Source organism: Gordonia liuliyuniae, from assembly GCF_021739025.1.
In the GTDB taxonomy this organism is placed as follows: Bacteria; Actinomycetota; Actinomycetes; order Mycobacteriales; family Mycobacteriaceae; genus Gordonia; species Gordonia liuliyuniae.
On record NZ_JAKKOT010000007.1, the window covers coordinates 91614 to 108173 of the forward strand.

General features: G+C 66.8%; 17 protein-coding genes. 6 read left to right on the forward strand and 11 right to left on the reverse strand.

The window, feature by feature from the left end; genetic code table 11:
- Positions 1 to 47: 47 nt before the first annotated feature.
- The 6 genes from L5G28_RS15730 to L5G28_RS15755 form a co-directional block, all read right to left on the reverse strand.
- On the reverse strand, positions 48 to 1292 hold the full coding sequence (locus L5G28_RS15730; RefSeq protein ID WP_237002348.1) for an ABC transporter ATP-binding protein: 1245 nt from the start codon (positions 1290 to 1292) through the stop codon (positions 48 to 50).
- Positions 1289 to 1933 carry an ABC transporter permease gene (locus tag L5G28_RS15735; RefSeq protein ID WP_236999714.1) on the reverse strand — a complete coding sequence of 215 codons (645 nt, stop codon included), beginning with the start codon at positions 1931 to 1933 and terminating at the stop codon, positions 1289 to 1291. The genes L5G28_RS15730 and L5G28_RS15735 overlap by 4 nt, the downstream gene beginning before the upstream one ends.
- 177 nt (positions 1934 to 2110) lie before the next feature.
- A complete protein-coding gene (locus L5G28_RS15740; protein ID WP_237002349.1) occupies positions 2111 to 3388 on the reverse strand; it encodes a competence/damage-inducible protein A in 1278 nt (425 codons plus the stop codon).
- Between the two features lie 56 nt (positions 3389 to 3444).
- A complete protein-coding gene (locus tag L5G28_RS15745) occupies positions 3445 to 4080 on the reverse strand; it encodes an MspA family porin (protein WP_237002350.1) in 636 nt (211 codons plus the stop codon).
- Between the two features lie 37 nt (positions 4081 to 4117).
- Entirely contained in the window at positions 4118 to 4747 is a 630-nt protein-coding gene (locus tag L5G28_RS15750) for an MspA family porin (protein ID WP_237002351.1), read from the reverse strand.
- Between the two features lie 334 nt (positions 4748 to 5081).
- Positions 5082 to 6305: an acetyl-CoA C-acetyltransferase gene (locus L5G28_RS15755; protein WP_237002352.1), complete on the reverse strand. Its 1224-nt coding sequence runs from the start codon at positions 6303 to 6305 to the stop codon at positions 5082 to 5084.
- Positions 6306 to 6402: 97 nt separating this feature from the next.
- Here L5G28_RS15755 and L5G28_RS15760 point away from each other — a divergent pair, with 97 nt between their 5' ends.
- Entirely contained in the window at positions 6403 to 7812 is a 1410-nt protein-coding gene (locus tag L5G28_RS15760; RefSeq protein WP_237002353.1) for a cystathionine beta-synthase, read from the forward strand.
- Positions 7813 to 7816: 4 nt separating this feature from the next.
- Positions 7817 to 8974, forward strand: coding sequence for a cystathionine gamma-synthase (locus L5G28_RS15765; RefSeq protein WP_237002354.1), 1158 nt, complete (start codon positions 7817 to 7819; stop codon positions 8972 to 8974).
- Positions 8975 to 9049: 75 nt separating this feature from the next.
- Here the strand turns inward: L5G28_RS15765 and L5G28_RS15770 are convergent, their stop codons facing one another.
- Together L5G28_RS15770 and L5G28_RS15775 are read right to left on the reverse strand one after the other, a co-directional pair.
- Positions 9050 to 9856 (reverse strand): type IV toxin-antitoxin system AbiEi family antitoxin, encoded by an 807-nt coding sequence (locus tag L5G28_RS15770; RefSeq protein ID WP_237002355.1) that lies wholly within the window; start codon positions 9854 to 9856, stop codon positions 9050 to 9052.
- Between the two features lie 247 nt (positions 9857 to 10103).
- Positions 10104 to 10601 (reverse strand): SRPBCC family protein, encoded by a 498-nt coding sequence (locus L5G28_RS15775; protein ID WP_237002356.1) that lies wholly within the window; start codon positions 10599 to 10601, stop codon positions 10104 to 10106.
- Positions 10602 to 10897: 296 nt separating this feature from the next.
- Between L5G28_RS15775 and L5G28_RS15780 the strand changes: the two genes are divergently transcribed.
- Positions 10898 to 11260 (forward strand): helix-turn-helix domain-containing protein, encoded by a 363-nt coding sequence (locus tag L5G28_RS15780; RefSeq protein ID WP_237002357.1) that lies wholly within the window; start codon positions 10898 to 10900, stop codon positions 11258 to 11260.
- A 124-nt stretch (positions 11261 to 11384) separates the two neighbouring features.
- Here the strand turns inward: L5G28_RS15780 and greA are convergent, their stop codons facing one another.
- From greA to L5G28_RS15795, 3 genes are all read right to left on the reverse strand, one after another.
- The gene (gene greA / locus L5G28_RS15785) at positions 11385 to 11876 is read right to left on the reverse strand and encodes a transcription elongation factor GreA (protein WP_237002358.1); all 492 of its coding nucleotides are present in this window, start codon (positions 11874 to 11876) and stop codon (positions 11385 to 11387) included.
- Positions 11877 to 11973: 97 nt separating this feature from the next.
- The gene (locus L5G28_RS15790) at positions 11974 to 12723 is read right to left on the reverse strand and encodes a queuosine precursor transporter (RefSeq protein WP_236999725.1); all 750 of its coding nucleotides are present in this window, start codon (positions 12721 to 12723) and stop codon (positions 11974 to 11976) included.
- The gene (locus L5G28_RS15795) at positions 12720 to 13178 is read right to left on the reverse strand and encodes a DUF4307 domain-containing protein (protein WP_237002359.1); all 459 of its coding nucleotides are present in this window, start codon (positions 13176 to 13178) and stop codon (positions 12720 to 12722) included. The genes L5G28_RS15790 and L5G28_RS15795 overlap by 4 nt, the downstream gene beginning before the upstream one ends.
- A gap of 78 nt (positions 13179 to 13256) precedes the next feature.
- Between L5G28_RS15795 and mca the strand changes: the two genes are divergently transcribed.
- The 3 genes from mca to L5G28_RS15810 all read left to right on the forward strand — a co-directional run bounded on the left by mca (position 13257) and on the right by L5G28_RS15810 (position 16549).
- The gene (mca, locus tag L5G28_RS15800; protein ID WP_265744477.1) at positions 13257 to 14108 is read left to right on the forward strand and encodes a mycothiol conjugate amidase Mca; all 852 of its coding nucleotides are present in this window, start codon (positions 13257 to 13259) and stop codon (positions 14106 to 14108) included.
- The gene (locus tag L5G28_RS15805) at positions 14105 to 14455 is read left to right on the forward strand and encodes a hypothetical protein (RefSeq protein ID WP_237002361.1); all 351 of its coding nucleotides are present in this window, start codon (positions 14105 to 14107) and stop codon (positions 14453 to 14455) included. Before mca ends, L5G28_RS15805 begins: the two co-directional genes overlap by 4 nt.
- A 99-nt stretch (positions 14456 to 14554) precedes the next feature.
- Positions 14555 to 16549: a thioredoxin domain-containing protein gene (locus L5G28_RS15810; protein WP_237002362.1), complete on the forward strand. Its 1995-nt coding sequence runs from the start codon at positions 14555 to 14557 to the stop codon at positions 16547 to 16549.
- The last annotated feature ends 11 nt before the right edge of the window (positions 16550 to 16560 follow it).

Sequence of the window (16560 nt, forward strand, 5' to 3'; positions counted from 1 at the left end):
GTTCGAACCCGGCGCTTCGACGCCGGTCAGGTCACCTGCCTGTGAGCTCACGGTGCAGTACTCCCCGGGTTGGCACTACTCCCCGGTTCGGTACCCGGCTGGCCGTTCTCGGCCTCGGCGAACTCGATGTAACCGATCTCGTCTGGTTGCGCCTCGTCGAGCTGGCCGCGGATGATGTCGATGACGCGACCGATCCGCAGCCAGCCGAGGAGACCGCCGTCGCCGTCGGTGACCAGCGCACCGCCCTGGCTCGCGGCGAGCATCACGTCGAGCGCGTCCTGGAGCGTCGACGACGGCGCCACCGTGGGAAGCCTGGCGTCGACGTATGCGGACACTCCCGGCACGGACGCCACCTCCTCGAGGGACGGCCAGGCGCGGGGCCTGCGCTGGTCGTCGACCACCACGACCCAGCTGCTGTTGGCGGCTCGCGCTCGCGTGACCACGTCGTCCGACGCTTCGTCCACCGTCGCGGTCGTGACCGTATCCAGTTCGACGTCCTTGACCCGGGTCAGCGACAGCTGCGCGAGGGTCGCGCCCGAGCCGATGAACTCGCGGACGAAGTCGTTCGCCGGGTTCGCGAGGATCTCGGCGGGAGTGCCGTACTGCTCGACATGTCCGCCCTTGGAGAAGATCACGACTCTGTCGCCGAGCTTGGTGGCCTCCTCGAAATCGTGGGTGACGATGACGATCGTCTTGCCGACCTTCTTCTGGATCTCGATCAGGCTGTCCTGCAGGCGGACCCGGGTGATCGGGTCGACGGCGCTGAACGGCTCGTCCATGAGGAGGACGGGCGGATCCGCGGCGAGGGCTCGTGCGACGCCGACGCGCTGCTGCTGGCCTCCCGACATGTCTTTGGGGAGCCGCTTCCCGAACTCGGCGGGGTCGAGCCCCACCAGGTGCAGCAGTTCTTCGGTGCGTCGTGCGATCTCCGACTTGTTCCAGCCCAGCACGCGGGGGATCGCGCCGACGTTCCGTTCGACGGTCCAGTGCGGGAACAGGCCGCCCGACTGGATCACATACCCGATGGACTGCCTCAATTCATCGGGATTCTCGTGTGTCACATCGCGGTCGCCGATGTAGATCTGACCGCTCGTCGGCTCGACGAGACGGTTGATCATCTTGAGCGTCGTCGTCTTGCCGCAGCCGGACGGGCCGACGAAGGCGACGATTTCGCCTGCGCTGATCTCCAGGTCGAGTTCTGCGACGGCGGGTTCGCCCTGCCTCTTGTATTGTTTGCGCACTCTTTCGAGCCGAATCGACGATCCGGCGTTCTGGCCATCGGTGGTGGTCATTGGATTCCCCTCGGAATAGTCAGCCGTCCGAGCAGGACCAGCAGAGCGTCGAAGATCAAAGCGATGATGATGATGAGGACGGTCCCGGTGAGCGTCATCTCCAGCGCGTTGGCGCCGCCGAGTCGGGCGAGTCCGTTGAAGATCAGCGACCCGAGCCCCGGACCGAGCACATACGCCACGATCGCGGCGACGCCGACGATCATCTGTGTCGAGACCCGAATGCCGGTGAGGATCACCGGCCAGGCGAGGGGCAGTTCGACGGTCAGCAGGATCCGTCGCCTGGAGAAGCCGATACCTCGAGCCGACTCGACCACGCCCGGCGGAACCGACCGGAGCCCGACGATCGCATTGCCGACGACGGGCATCGCCGCGAAGAAGGCCAACATGATGAACGACGGGACGACCCCGAGCCCGAACGGAATGATCAGAAGAGCCAGCAGAGCGAGTGTCGGGATCGTGAGTGCGATGCGGCTTGTGGTGACCGTCAGCGCCGAGCCGAGCGGCAGGCGGTAGACGAGCAGTGCCACGGCGATCGCGATGACCGAACCGACGAGCACGGTCTGGAACGCGAGGGACGCGTGCTGATACGACAAGAACGCGATCGTCCCTTCGCGGCCCTGCAGGTAACCCCAGATATTCACGGCATGCGCCGAGCGGGTCTCGGTGGACGATCGACCGTCGGCGGATCGAGTCTGGCGGTCATCTGGCCCACTTCCCGTTCGATTCGGTGCCTGTCGGCACCGAACGTTTCTACGATCCCCACATCTTTACGGGGTCGGAAGCGAGCATCCCAGAGTTGGAATCGCGGTGAGCAGAAGTCAGTCGAATCCGAGTGTGTCGACGACGAGGTGGAGCGCAGCCGCGACGGTCAGTTCGCGGACCTGCTGCCGGTCGCCGGGGAACTGACGGGTGACGGCGAACGTGTCGCGGCCGGCCACCGCGACGCCGATGCAGACGGTGCCGACGGGTTTGCCCGGCACGGCGCCGCCCGGACCCGCGATACCGGTGGTGGAGACGGCGACGTCGGCGTGCAGGCGTGCGGCGACGCCGTCGGCCATCGCGACGGCGACCTGCTCGCTGACCGCACCGTGTTCGCCGATCATGTCGGCCGGAACGCCGATCGCGCCGGTCTTGACGTCGTTCGAGTACGAGACCACGCCGCCGAGCATGTACGCCGACGATCCCGGGCGGTCGGTGAGGCGCGCGGCGACGAGGCCGCCCGTGCACGATTCGGCCGTCACGATGGTGCGATCGGCGAGGCGTTCGATGAGTAGGTCGTCGACCGCACGTCCGTCGGTGGAGTAGATGCGGTCGCTGTGCCGCTCGAGGAGGAACGATGCGAGCGCGTCGTACGCGGAGGCGTCGTTCGCGGCGAACTGCGTGCTGATCTCGAGTTCCCCGCCCCGCATGCAGGTGGTGACCTCGAGCGCGTCGAACCCGGCCACCGTCTTCTCGGCGTCCACGAGTGACGCTGCGAGGTCGGGTTCGGACAACCCGTATGCGCGGAGCGTCTCAAGCATCGCGGGGACGCGGTCGCGGAGGGCGGTGGTGACGGTGTCGGTGGTCAGGGCGGTCGGCCACATCGACTGCAGTTCGCGGGGCGGCCCGGGGAGGACGAGGACGGCCGGCCTGGTCTCGCCGGCGGGGACCGCGACCCCCGGTGCTGTCCCGGTCGGCGGAATCGCTTCGGCCCCTTCGGGAATCAACGCCTGCTTCTCGATCGCGGCGACCGTCGACGAGGGGAGTTCGTCGACGGTGGAGTACCGGCGCCAGGAACGGATCACCGATTCGATGGTGTGCGCCATCTCCGGATCACGAGCCAGCGGGCGGGATGTGAACTCGGCGACCGTCGCGACGGTCAGGTCGTCGGCGGTCGGGCCGAGTCCGCCGGTCGTCACGATCAGGTCGACGCCCTGCGTGGCGAGGAAGTCCAGTTGTGCGCGGAGGTCGTCCGGCCGGTCGCCGCACACCGTCAGATGGGCGACGTCGACGCCGAGTTCGAGGAGTCGCTGCGACACCCACGGGCCGTTCCGGTCGGCGATCCAGCCGCTCAGTACTTCGGTCCCAGTGACGACGATCCCCGCACGTGTACTCACGAATTCGAGAGTACGCGTGCGGGGATCGTCCGAAACTGCGCTGGCGGTGAGGCCTGTCAGCCCAGGCTGAACGGCTTGCCGTACAGCGTGACGTTGCCCTTGAAGGTGTCGGTCTTGACCTGAACCTTCACGATGGCGCGCGCCGAGGCATGGCCCGCGCAGCCGTCGACGCCGAAGCGCTCCTGGCTGTAGGCGAGGCCGCCGCGGCCGTTGGAGAAGCTGATGGCGTTGATGGCGTCGTCGCCGCTGCCCACGTTGATGAGCGGCTTAAAGGCCGTTTCGCCGGGGCCGAGGGTGAAGCCGCCGGTAGCGTCGCCGGTGACAGGGCTACCATTTCCCTCCGGCTGAGCGGCCTTGGCGCCGCCATTAGCTGATGCGCCGAAGTTCACCTGGCAGCCGACCTGGTAACCGGCGGTGAGCGTGGCGCCCTTGACGTCGCCCTTGGTGCTGATGGCGATCTTGCCGGAGACCCAGACCTCGCGGCTGGTGGGGATGTTGGTGACGGCCTTCGAGCGGGTCACGGACTCGTCGTAGAGGCGGATCTGGACGCTGTTGCCGTCGCCCAGGTTCTTGCTCTTGAAGCCGCCGGGCAGCTTGCCCGCGTCGGCGGTGCCAGCGACGGTGCCCGACGCGGCGATGAGGGCGGCACCCGCGATGGCGGCACCGGTGACGATGCGAGAGTTCTTCTTCATATCAGTTCAAGTCCTTGTGCAGTCAGTCGTCGGGAGGTCAGTTGAGGCTGAACGGCTTGCCGTACAGGGTGGACTGCACGTAGCCGCTGTCCGCGGAGATCGCGTCGTCCTCATTGGTGAAGCCGTCGGCGGCCAGGACCTGGACCACTGAGCGCGCGGAGGCGTAGCCGCCGCACTGCTCGACGTTGATGTTGAACGAGTCCACCATCACGGTGCCCTTGCCCTTCTTGAGGGACAGGCTGTCGCCCTTGACGAACTTCACTTCGCCCGGCTTGAGTGGAACCGACAGCGAACCGCTCAGCGACGGCGACGCACTGATGGTGCCGGACAGGCCGCCTTCGAGGCCGGTGATATTGATCTGGCAGCCGACGAGGTAGCCGACAGTCATCGAGCCGGTGCCCTTGCTGAGCGTGGCCTTGTACGTGCCTGAGACGGCGGCCGAGCGGCCTGCGCCGTTATTCGCGACCGAGCGGAGCGCGCGAGCGCTCTCGCCGGAGCGGCTGATCTTGACTACCTGGCCGTCGATGCCGGTGGAAGTCTTGCTGCCGCTGGGGAGGCGCGCCGCATCGGCGTCGCCCGCGTTGATCATCAGACCGGCGGCGCCGACTGCTGACACAGCGGCGACCGCTGCAGCGCGGCGCGCGATCGTTGTGGCCTTCTTGCTCATTCAAGGTCTCCTACAGAGTGCGGGGAGGGTCGGACATTCGTATGGTTTCCCGGGGGAACTGTAACGTAAGGACACCCTCAGTGCGAACGTAAGATTCAGGCAGATTCGTATACAACCTGATGGAATCCTCATAGTTGGCACAGAATTAACTTTGTGTTCGTGTGAGCTGATCGGATGATCATCTTTCTTGTCTGGATTGGGCACTTCCCGTCCACTTCCGGTAACGCGCCGTCGCAGATGTGAACATCTTGTTTCGTTGTCGCCCAAGGCCTTCCGAAACGACGACGGGCGGCCCCGGAGAACCGGGACCGCCCTTTCGGTGAGTCGCGTCAGGTCAGTTGAGGCGCTCGATGATCATCGCCATGCCCTGGCCGCCGCCGACACACATCGTCTCCAGGCCGAACTGGCCGTCGTACGTGTTGAGGTTGTTCAGCAGGGTGGTGGTGATGCGGGCGCCGGTCATGCCGAACGGGTGGCCGAGTGCGATGGCGCCGCCCGACACGTTCAGCTTGTCGTGGTCGATGCCCAGTTCGGCCGCGGATCCGAGGACCTGGACGGCGAACGCCTCGTTGATCTCGGTCAGGTCGATGTCGCTGATCGACATGCCTGCCACGCGCAGCACTTTGCGGACCGCTTCGATCGGGCCGAGGCCCATGATCTCCGGGCTGAGGCCCGTCGCAGCGGTCGCGACGACGCGCGCGAGCGGCTTGAGGCCGAGCTCCTTGGCCTTCGTGTCGCTCATCACGACGAGAGCGGCGGCGCCGTCGTTCAACGGGCAGGCGTTACCGGCCGTGATGGTGCCGTCCGGACGGAACACCGGCTTCAACTGCGAGATCTTCTCGTAGCTCGTGCCGGCACGCGGCCCGTCGTCCGTCGACACCTGGGTGCCGTCGGGCAGCGTGACCGGATCGATCTCGCGGGCGAAGAAGCCGTCGTTGATGGCCTTCTCCGTGCGGTTCTGCGACAGGACGCCCCAGCGATCCTGGTCCTCACGCGAGATGCCCGTGTAGCTGGCGACGTTCTCGGCGGTCTGACCCATCGCGATGTAGACGTCCGGGATCAGGCCGTCCTCACGAGGGTCGTGCCAGGTGCCCGCGCCGCCCTCAGCGGCCTTCTCGGTGCGAGCTTGCGCGTCCGCGAACACCGGGTTCTTGGAGTTCGGTGCGCCGTCGGCCGCGCCCGAGACGCCGAAGCTGGAGACACTCTCGACGCCGCCGGAGATGAAGACGTCGCCCTCGCCCGCCTTGATGGCGTGCAGCGCCATGCGAGTCGTCTGCAGGGACGACGAGCAGTAGCGGTTCACGGAGACACCGGGGATGTGGTCGTATCCGAGCTGGACGGCGACGCTACGGGCGATGTTGTAGCCGCCCTGACCGCCCGGCTGGCCGATGCCGAGGTGCAGGTCTTCGATGAGCGACGGGTCGAGCTCGGGCACCTTGGCGAGAGCGGCCGCAACCATCTGGCGAGCCAATTCGTCGGGGCGGACGTCCTTCAACGATCCCTTGCCTGCGCGGCCGATCGGGGAGCGGGCTGTTGCAACAATCACTGCTTCTGTCATGCGCGTCACGGTACCCCTGTTACAAGAACGTGTGTTTTGTTCAGGTCAGTGACGGGGTGCGCAGGCCCGAATGCCGCGAAGGTGCGAACATGGAGGCATGCGCATCGCGAATCACGTCGTCGACCTGGTCGGAAACACTCCGCTCGTGAAGCTCAACTCGGTTGTGAAGCCGGGTGCGGGTCTCGTCGCAGCGAAAGTGGAGTACCTCAACCCCGGTGGCAGTTCCAAAGACCGCATCGCCACCCGGATGATCGACGCGGCCGAAGCGTCCGGCGAACTGAAGCCGGGCGGCACCATCGTCGAGCCGACCTCGGGAAACACTGGTGTCGGGCTGGCGCTCGTCGCCCAGCAGCGCGGCTACAAGTGCGTGTTCGTGTGCCCCGACAAGGTCGCCGAAGACAAGCGAAACGTGTTGCGCGCGTACGGCGCCGAAGTGGTCGTGTGCCCGACGGCGGTCCCGCCGGAACACCCCGACAGCTACTACAACGTCTCCGACCGGTTGACTCGCGAGATCCCGGGCGGGTGGAAGCCCAACCAGTACGCGAACCCGAACGGGCCGCTCTCGCACTACGACACGACCGGCCCCGAGATCTGGCGCGACACCGACGGCACGGTGACACATTTCGTCGCCGGCGTCGGCACCGGCGGCACCATCACCGGTACCGGCCGCTACCTGAAGGAAGTCTCGGACGGTGCGGTGAAGGTCGTCGGCGTCGACCCCGAAGGCTCCGTCTACTCCGGCGGCTCGGGGCGCCCGTACCTCGTCGAAGGCGTCGGCGAGGACTTCTGGCCCGACGCCTACGATCCGACGATCCCCGACGAGATCATCGCCGTCAGCGACTCCGACTCGTTCGAGATGACCCGTCGTCTCGCCCGTGAGGAAGGCCTCCTCGTCGGCGGGTCGTGTGGCATGGCCGTCGTCGCCGCCCTCGAAGTCGCCGAACGTGAAGGCCCCGACGCCGTCGTCGTCGTCCTGCTTCCCGACGGTGGACGCGGCTACATGTCGAAGATCTTCAACGACGAGTGGATGAGCAGCTACGGTTTCCTCCGGACTCCGCTCGGCGGTGCAGCGGTGCCCGAGTCGACCGTCGGCAGCCTGCTGCGCGACAAGGCCGGATCGCTGCCCGACCTCGTCCACACCCACCCGCAGGAGACGCTGCGCGACGCCATCGAGATCCTCCGCGAATACGGGGTGTCGCAGATGCCCGTCGTCGGAGCCGAACCGCCGATCATGGCGGGCGAGATCAACGGAGCTGTCAACGAACGCGACCTGCTGTCGGCCGTGTTCGAAGGACGCGCCAGCCTCGCCGACCCGGTGTCGGCGCACATGGGTGAGGCTTTCCCGCTGATCGGCGCGGGCGAGCCGGTCGCGACCGCGATGAGCGCGCTCGGCGAATCGGACGCATTGATGGTCGTCGAAGAGGGCAAGCCCGTCGGCGTCATCACCCGCCACGACCTGCTCGCGTTCGCGAGCACCCACCCGATCCCCGCGCAGAAGGAAGGCTGAGAAGATGACCGACTCGGGCGACCCCACCCAGGGTTTCTCTACGAAGGCGATCCACGCAGGCTGGGATCCGGACCCGCAGACCGGTGCCGTCAACGTGCCCATCTTCGCGAGTTCGACGTTCGCGCAGGACGGCGTCGGCGGCATGCGTGACGGTTTCGAGTATGCGCGCACCGGCAACCCGACACGTCGGGCGCTCGAAGCGAACATGGCGGCGATCGAGGGCGGCACGTACGGGCGCGGATTCTCGTCCGGCATGGCCGCCACCGACGCGATGCTGCGGGCCGGGCTGCGTCCCGGCGACCACATCGTCATCCCGAATGACGCGTACGGCGGGACGTTCCGACTCATCGACAAGGTCTTCACCCAGTGGGGGATCTCCTACTCGGTGGCGCCCGTCGTCGACCCGGACGCCGTCGCCGCCGCGATGACCCCGCAGACCAAGCTCGTCTGGATCGAGACGCCGACCAACCCGCTGCTCAACGTCGGCGACATCGCGAAGCTGGCCGACGTCGCGCACGCGGGCGGCGCACGTCTGGTGGTCGACAACACGTTCGCGACGCCGTACCTGCAGCAGCCGCTGTCGTTGGGCGCCGACGTCGTCTTGCATTCGACCACCAAATACTTGGGTGGCCACTCCGACGTGGTCGGCGGCGCGATCGTCACGAACGACGAGCAGACCGACGCCGACATCGCGTTCCTGCAGAACGGTTCCGGCGGGGTGCCCGGACCGTTCGACGCCTACCTGACGATGCGTGGCATCAAGACGCTGTCGGTGCGCATGGACCGTCACTGCGACAACGCGGAGAAGCTCGTCGAGTTCTTCTCCGCGCACAAAGCGATCGAGACGGTCCTGTACCCGGGGATCGACGGGCATCCCGGCCACGCGACCGCGGCCGCGCAGATGCGTCGGTTCGGCGGCATGATCTCCGTCCAGCTCGCGGGCGGGCGCCAGGCCGCGCTCGACTTCTGCGCGAAGACCAAGGTGTTCACGCTTGCTGAATCTCTCGGCGGCATCGAGTCGCTCATCGAACACCCCGGTGCGATGACCCACGCGTCCACCGCCGGTTCGCTCCTTGAAGTCCCGGACAACCTCGTCAGACTCTCCGTCGGCATCGAAGACGTCGAGGATCTCGTCGCGGACGTCGATCAGGCACTGCGCTGACGGAGCTTTCCATCCGCTGTTTGCACTTCGGCACTTTCTTTCGGCGTCACGCCGAAAGAAAGTGCCGAAGTCGTTTCAGGCCACGCTCTGACGGAGATCGATCGCTTCGGTGAGTTCGCGCAGCACCTCGTCGGGGGCGAACTCGCGTCGTTCCCACGTGAAGATCAGCGGGAGCCAGCCCGCTTTGCTGAGCATGTTCGTGGTCTGCTGGTCGCGTTCCCACCGGGTGTGGTCGTGATGGAACGCCCAACCGTGCATCTCCACCGCGATCTGCAGCTCGGGCCAGACGAAGTCGAGGCGGCGGCCGCCGAACCAGACCTGCTGCCGCCAGCCGGTGATCTTGTGTCGGTGAAGGAAGCGGACGAATTTTCGTTCCAGTTCCGATTCGGACAGATCTTCGGCTGAGGCCAGGAGTTTGCGCGCTTTCGCCATCCCGTACGCGCCGCAGTTGCGGTCGAGTGCGGCGCGCAACTGTGACAGCGTCACTCTTCTCGCCTGGAGCGCACGGTCCATGATGGCGATGCTGTCGTCGAGGTCCGCAGCTGCCGCGAGCACTGTCAGCGGGAGAGCGGTGGTCCGCACACCGCGCACCGTGGCGAGGTCTTCCGCGGGGAACGTGCGCCGCCGGACCGTCGTGTCGACGGCGCACCTCGCGCCGTGGGACGAGCGAGCGACCGAGAGCGTGACCGGGGTCGGCAGATCGACGAGGAGACCGTGCAGCCACGCCGCTGACACCCGGTCGATGACACCGCCGTGCGCGAGTGCAGCGATCCGGAGGAGCGCGATGTCGGTCATCCGATGCTCAGCGGACAGGAATGTCGAGTGGGCGTGCCGAACCCACAGTCCGGCAATGGATTTCCCGTACACCTCGTCGTGTGACATACCGAGATGCCTCGCCTGATCTGTCGAGATCACACCGTCGTGGTCCGCTAAGAACTCGGCGACTTTCACCGCCTTCGACCGTTGTTCCCCCATACTCAGTCAGACGCAACGGCCGCCGAAACGGTTCCGCACAACCCTCTCGGGCGTGTCGAACCATCACACCGTCAGGCCTCTACGACTTCGGCACTTTCTATCGGCTGTACGCCGAAACAAAGTGCCGAAGTCGCATTACAACGGATCCTCTCGGTCAGAACGTCGCGAAATGCTTGATCGTGTCGGTCCGCACGGTGCCGAAGGCACCGTTGGCGATGGGGCCGGAGAGTGCGGGCGGGAGGCCGACGCCCGCGAGTTCCATCGCGAACTTCCAGACCAGGCGCGTGCCGTGCGCGGCGGGGGAGACCTCGGTGTACTCGCCGAACTTCCGCAGGCCGGGGATGTTGGCTCTGACCGCGCGGAACCCGTGACGGTACGTTGACGCCGCAGAGTCTTCGTCCCAGATGAAGAACTCCTCGTCCATCTTGATGAAGCCGGGAGCGAGGACGACCGAACGCGTAGTGCCGACGTGGTGCGGCTGCGCCGACGTGAAAGTGACCGAGGTGAGTGCGCGACACCAGTCGAGCGTGTTCTGGCGCGTGAACTCCGCCCACGCGACTTCCGGGGCGACGGGCAACGTCACGTCGATCTCGTAGCGCATGGGCGCGGCGTCGTAGAACGGCTCGTCGAAGGATTCAAGATCGTATGCCATGCCGCGCAGTGTAGCGCCCGCCACAGAAGCCGGGGTGACCGAACGCCCCGCCCGAGATGGAACCGAACAGCGACCCAGTGCGTCTAAACGAGTAGAGAGACTCACCGGCGCGGGGGGATCGGTCGGGGTGGGGTCGCGGGCGCGAATGGGGGAGCCCGCGGGCCCACCCCGGCGCGAGCATCGCGACGAATTCTGCGAATCCCGGACCTTGTGTATCGATGGATCCTGTTCCGCGGCAACAAGATGCACAATCTGTTGTGCGGACAATGTGTTGTGTATCCACCAGTGTTGAACAGGTGGACGAGACGCGCTGGGGCGCCCTGGAATGGGGCACGTACGCGGATGCGTTCGGGTATCGGCTCGTCGTGATCCGCAAAGCGCGCGGGTACTCGCAAGAGACGCTCGCCGAACGTTCCGGCATGCACCGCAACCAGATCTCCAACCTCGAACGCGGCACCAGCAACCGCGAACCGCATGTGGCCGATCCGCTGCTGTCGACCGTGTACCGGCTGGCGGGTGCGCTCGACGTCCCGCCCGCCTACCTGATGCCCGACCTTCGGTCCGCGGTGGCCACGCGGTCGTTCGAACAGTCCTCGCGTGCGGAACTGTCCGCCGTCGAAACGGCGCTACGGGACGTGCTCGAGCACCGGACGTTCTAGAGTCGCCGCCACTAGAGTCGCCGCCGCACCCGGCACACCGAAACGAACAGCGGCACCGAACGTGATGTTCGATGCCGCCGTCGACGTCTCGATCAGTCGAGGTCTCGATCAGTCGACGTCTCGATCAGGAGTGGTACGGCTCCGCGCTGACGAGCGTCACCTTGATCGTCGCTCCGCTCGGCACGGTGTACTCGCGGGACTCACCGACCTTGGCGTCGATGATCGCAGCGCCGAGCGGTGAGCTCGGCGAGTAGATCTCGAGGTCGCTCGACGCACCCTCTTCGCGCGTCGCGATGAGGAACGTCTCCTTGTCCGACTCGTCGCCGTCGAAGTAGATGGTGACAACGGATCCGGGGAGGGCGACACCCGACTCGGCGGGGGCCTCTCCGACCTTCGCGTTGTTCAGCAGGTCCTGCAGCTGGCGGATACGCGCCTCCTGCTGTCCCTGCTCGTCACGGGCCGCGTGGTAGCCGCCGTTCTCCTTGAGGTCGCCTTCTTCACGACGCTCGTTGATCTCGGCGGCAATGACTGGTCGATTCGCGATCAGCGAATCCAGTTCACCCTTCAGGCGCTCGTACGACTCCGGCGTCAACCAGGTCACCCGAGTATCAGTCATTGTGGTCTCCTTTGCTGTCCGCGAATGGACTGCTCTAAATGCAGCAGCACGACCCCTTGCGAGGTCGTGCACCGTCTAGCATACCAGTTCGTGTGTTTTATGGCACATAGGATGTGCCGGCGTCGCCCGCGTCGAGACCTTCCTGGTACGACGGCTCGGCGCGCTTCAGGTACGCCACGATAGCGTACGTAGCAGGCATGACGACAATCTCGACGAGCGTCTTCCACACGAAGCCGATCACCACGTAGTTGATGAAGTCCGACCATGTGCTGATCCCGATCGCGGTCGCTGCGATCGAACAGAACACGAGCGTGTCGAAGAACTCACCGACCACGGTCGACGAGATCAGGCGCGCCCACAGGTGACGTTCGCCCGCGCGCTCCTTCATCTTGACCAGAACGTACGAGTTCAACAGTTCGCCGACCACATAGCCTGCGAGGCCGGCGGCGACGATCTGCGGGACCGATCCGAGAACGGTGTCGAAAGACGACTGCGCATCGTAGAAGTCGGCCGCCGGAAGCTCGATCGCGATCCAGAAGCACAGCGCTGCGAGGAGGATCACCACGAAGCCTGCGGCGACGGTGCGCCGCATCGCGCGGAACCCGTACACCTCGCTGATGACGTCACCGATCACATAACTGAGCGGGAACAGGAAGAATGCACCGTCGGTGACCAGGCCGTTCACGTGCAGCGGGCCGAAGTCGAACTGCAGCCAGTCGAACAGGACGACGGCCTTGGTGGCGGCGATGTTGCTGATCAGCATCACGCCGACGAAGAGCGCAGTCAGGATCGGGAAGTACGGGCTGGAGACGCGTGCGAATACGGCCCGACCGGCGGTCACCGTCATGCCGCCGGTTTCAAATACGGCGGAACGTTGGTGGTGCAGCCGAAGACCTCACCGATCACCGCGGGCTCCGAGGTCAGCACCTCGGTGTTCGCGCCGACCTGGATCTCGCCGCCCGCCGGGACGAGCACCTCACGTCGTCCGACCTCGGAGCCGTCCTCGGCTCGGGCGCGGACGACGCACGAGACGGCGTCGCTCGGGTCGTTGCGGTTGACCGTGTACTGGACCGATACCGTGTCGGACGACACGATCTCGAAGGCTGTCGCGTCGCCGGACACCTCGGGGTCGGCGAACTGCTTATATCCGAGGACGGCGATCCCCAGGCCGACCAGGACAACGGTTACAGACGCGATGTAAAACCATCGCCGTCGGCTCGACGCCGTACGTTCGGTCGGATATGTCGCGCGGGGACCGCTCCGCGGTTCGGGGTCGATGCCGCCCCCGTCTGAACTGCTCACGTGTCAATACCTACCATGAGTAGTAACAGCGAGCGAAGGTGAGGAAGCGTGAGCGAACACGCGAACGGTCTGCGTCTCATGGCCGTGCACGCACATCCCGACGACGAATCGAGCAAGGGTGCAGCGACCTTGGCGAAATACGTCGCAGAGGGTCACGACGTGATGGTCGTGACGCTCACCGGTGGTGAGCGCGGCGACGTGCTCAATCCGGCGATGGACAGGCCGGGCATCCTGGAGAACCTCCCGGAGGTCCGCCGCGACGAGATGGCGAAGGCGGCGGCCGCGCTCGGCGTCCAACAGCAGTGGCTCGGCTACATGGATTCGGGTCTGCCCGAAGGCGATCCGCTGCCACCGCTGCCCGACGGCTGCTTCGCCCTGGTCCCCCTGGAGGAGGCGACGGGTCGGCTCGTCGAGGTGATCCGGTCGTTCAAACCGCACGTGATCATCACGTACGACGAGAACGGCGGCTACCCGCACCCCGACCACATCAAATGCCACGAGGTGTCGGTGGCGGCGTTCGACGCGGCCGGCGACCCCGAGCAGTATCCGGACGCGGGCGAGCCGTGGACGCCGCTGAAGCTCTACTACACGCACGGTTTCATCCGCGCCCGAATCCTGCGGTTCTCCGAGGCCTTCGACAAGGAGGGCACGGAGAATCCGTTCGCTGACTGGCTCAGCAAGTGGAAGACCGATCAGGGCGACCTGATGGCGCGCGTCACCACCCAGGTCACGTGCGGGGACTACTTTCCCCAGCGCGACGACGCACTGCGCGCGCACGCCACGCAGGTGGATCCGAACGGATTCTTCTTCGCGGTGCCGCTCGAGTGGCAGCAGAACCTGTGGCCGACAGAGGAGTTCGAGCTCGCGCAGACCCGCGTGAAGACGTCGATCCCCGAGTCGGACCTTCTCTCCGGAATCGAGCAGCCATGACGATCGCCGCATGGGCCACGAACGCTGCGGTGCTGGCCGCCGACCAGGAGCCGAAGGGCCCCGAGTTCGGTAAGGCGTCGCCGCTCGGCCTGCTCATCATCATCTTGCTGCTCATCGCCGTCTTCTTGCTGATCCGGTCGATGAACCGACAGCTCAAGAAGCTGCCCGAGAGCTTCGACACCGAGCATCCCGAGGCCGACCAGGCGTTCGACGAGGGGACTGAGGCGTCGGCCGCCGACGAGTCGGGCGCCAAACCGGGCGCAGAGCGCGGCGACGAACCCGGCGACGAACCTGGTGGCGAAACCGGCGGCGAAACCGCACCGGGCCAGAGGCCCGAGGGGCCGTGACGTCAGCTTCCCCGCTCAGGGCAGGCAACCGTCTGGGAGCCGATACGGCCGCTGTGCGGGGAAGCTGAGGTCAGCGGGGCGACGTGGCACGCTGGAGACATGGCGAATCGTCTTCAGCAGAGCAACTCTCCGTACCTCCGCCAGCACGCGGACAATCCCGTCGACTGGCAGGAGTGGGGCGACGAGGCGTTCGCGCAGGCGCGTGACCGCGACGTCCCGATCCTGCTGTCCGTCGGGTACGCGGCATGCCACTGGTGTCACGTGATGGCGCACGAGACGTTCGAGGACGCCGAGCTCGCCGCCCAGATGAACGCCGGGTTCGTGTGCGTGAAGGTCGACCGCGAGGAACGGCCCGACATCGACTCGATCTACATGGCGGCGACCGTCGCGATGACCGGTCAGGGCGGTTGGCCGATGACCTGCTTTCTCACGCCCGACGGTGACCCGTTCTACTGCGGCACCTATTTCCCGCCGCGCTCGCGCCACGGCCAGCCGGGATTCGCCGAGCTGCTCGACGCGGTGTACGGAACGTGGACGACGCGGCGCGACGAGGTCGACGTCGCGGCAGGCAAGATCACCGCGCACCTGCGCGCCAGTACACAGACGCTGCCTGAGGGCCCGCAGTTGGACGTGCAACTCCTCGCCGACGCGACGACAGCAGTCCTCGCCGACGAGGATGAGGGACACGCCGGTTTCGGTCGGGCGCCGAAGTTCCCGCCGTCGGCCCTGCTGGAAGGGCTGATCCGCGCCCACGAGTATCGCGGCGACGAGGCGCCCCTGCACGCCGCGACCCGCGCCCTGCACGCGATGGCACGCGGCGGCATCTACGACCAGCTCGCGGGCGGGTTCGCCCGGTACGCGGTCGACGAGAAGTGGGTCGTCCCGCATTTCGAGAAGATGCTCTACGACAATGCTCTGCTGCTGCGCGCCTACGCCCACCACGCGCGCAGCACCGGCGACGACCTGTCGTTGCGCGTCACCGACGAGACGGTCGCGTTCCTCGACGAGTACCTGTGGACCGGGCGCGGGTACGCGTCGTCGTTGGACGCCGACACCGAAGGCGTCGAAGGTCTCACCTACGTGTGGCGGCGTGAGGAACTCGATCAGATCCTCGGCGACGACGCGGCGTGGGCGGCCGGACTGTTCACCGTGACCGAGACCGGCACGTTCGAGCACGGCTCGTCCACCCTCCAGCTGTTGCGCGACCCCGACGACGTCGCACGGTACGAGTCAGTGCGCGCTCGACTCTCCGCTGTCCGTGCGCAACGTCCGCAGCCGGACCGCGACGACAAGGTCGTCACCGCGTGGAACGCTTTCGCGATCACCGCGCTCGCCGAAGGCGGGGCGACACTCGGTCGGCCCGCGTGGCTCGACCGCGCAGCCCAGGTGGCCTCCGAACTCCTCGACGTCCACCTCGTCGACGGTGACCTGCGTCGATCGTCGCTCGACGGCGTCGCGGGCGCGCCGCTCGGGGTGCTGGAAGACTACGCCGCGCTGACCACGGCGCTGATCACCCTGCACGCGGTGACCGGCGACGCGAAGTGGCGCACGGCAAGCCTGGCGATCCTCGACCGCGCGATCGACGTGTTCGCCGACCCCGACGAGGCGGGGGCGTGGTTCGACGCGCACCCCGGCGGCCTGCTCCTGCGCCCGCGCGACCCGGTGGACGGCGCCACCCCGGCCGGTGCGTCGCTGATGGCCGAGGCGCTCGTCGCGGCGACCGCGGTGGCCGACGTCGACGCTCAGCAGCGGTACGCCGACCTCGCGGACGCGACCCTGGCCCGCGCCGGAATCATCCTCGCCAAGGCTCCACGCTCGGCAGGGCACTGGTTGGCCGTCGCGCAGGCGTACGTCGCAGGCCCCGTTCAGGTCGCGGTGGCGCATGCTCCCGACAGTGACGGCGAGTTGGCGGAGCAGTTGCGTCGACGTGTGCCCGGCGGTGTCCTGGTGATCGCGGGCGAGCCGGATTCGGCTCCGCTCCTGGCCGATCGTGGGCCGGTCCCGACGGGCGGCCGACTCCGCGACGCCGCGTATGTGTGCCGCGGCCGCGTCTGCGATCTGCCGGTCACGACGGTGGAGGCCGCGCAGATCTGAGCCGATCCCAC

Bases quoted from the DNA above. Each gene is read 5' to 3' on its own strand.
- L5G28_RS15730 (WP_237002348.1), bottom strand. From the start codon at position 1,292: ATGACCACCACCGATGGCCAGAACGCCGGATCGTCGATTCGGCTCGAA.
- L5G28_RS15745 (WP_237002350.1), bottom strand. From the start codon at position 4,080: ATGAAGAAGAACTCTCGCATCGTCACCGGTGCCGCCATCGCGGGTGCC.
- L5G28_RS15750 (WP_237002351.1), bottom strand. From the start codon at position 4,747: ATGAGCAAGAAGGCCACAACGATCGCGCGCCGCGCTGCAGCGGTCGCC.
- L5G28_RS15755 (WP_237002352.1), bottom strand. From the start codon at position 6,305: ATGACAGAAGCAGTGATTGTTGCAACAGCCCGCTCCCCGATCGGCCGC.
- L5G28_RS15760 (WP_237002353.1), top strand. From the start codon at position 6,403: ATGCGCATCGCGAATCACGTCGTCGACCTGGTCGGAAACACTCCGCTC.
- L5G28_RS15765 (WP_237002354.1), top strand. From the start codon at position 7,817: ATGACCGACTCGGGCGACCCCACCCAGGGTTTCTCTACGAAGGCGATC.
- L5G28_RS15770 (WP_237002355.1), bottom strand. From the start codon at position 9,856: ATGTCACACGACGAGGTGTACGGGAAATCCATTGCCGGACTGTGGGTT.
- L5G28_RS15775 (WP_237002356.1), bottom strand. From the start codon at position 10,601: ATGGCATACGATCTTGAATCCTTCGACGAGCCGTTCTACGACGCCGCG.
- greA (WP_237002358.1), bottom strand. From the start codon at position 11,876: ATGACTGATACTCGGGTGACCTGGTTGACGCCGGAGTCGTACGAGCGC.
- L5G28_RS15790 (WP_236999725.1), bottom strand. From the start codon at position 12,723: ATGACGGTGACCGCCGGTCGGGCCGTATTCGCACGCGTCTCCAGCCCG.
- mca (WP_265744477.1), top strand. From the start codon at position 13,257: ATGGCCGTGCACGCACATCCCGACGACGAATCGAGCAAGGGTGCAGCG.
- L5G28_RS15805 (WP_237002361.1), top strand. From the start codon at position 14,105: ATGACGATCGCCGCATGGGCCACGAACGCTGCGGTGCTGGCCGCCGAC.
- L5G28_RS15810 (WP_237002362.1), top strand. From the start codon at position 14,555: ATGGCGAATCGTCTTCAGCAGAGCAACTCTCCGTACCTCCGCCAGCAC.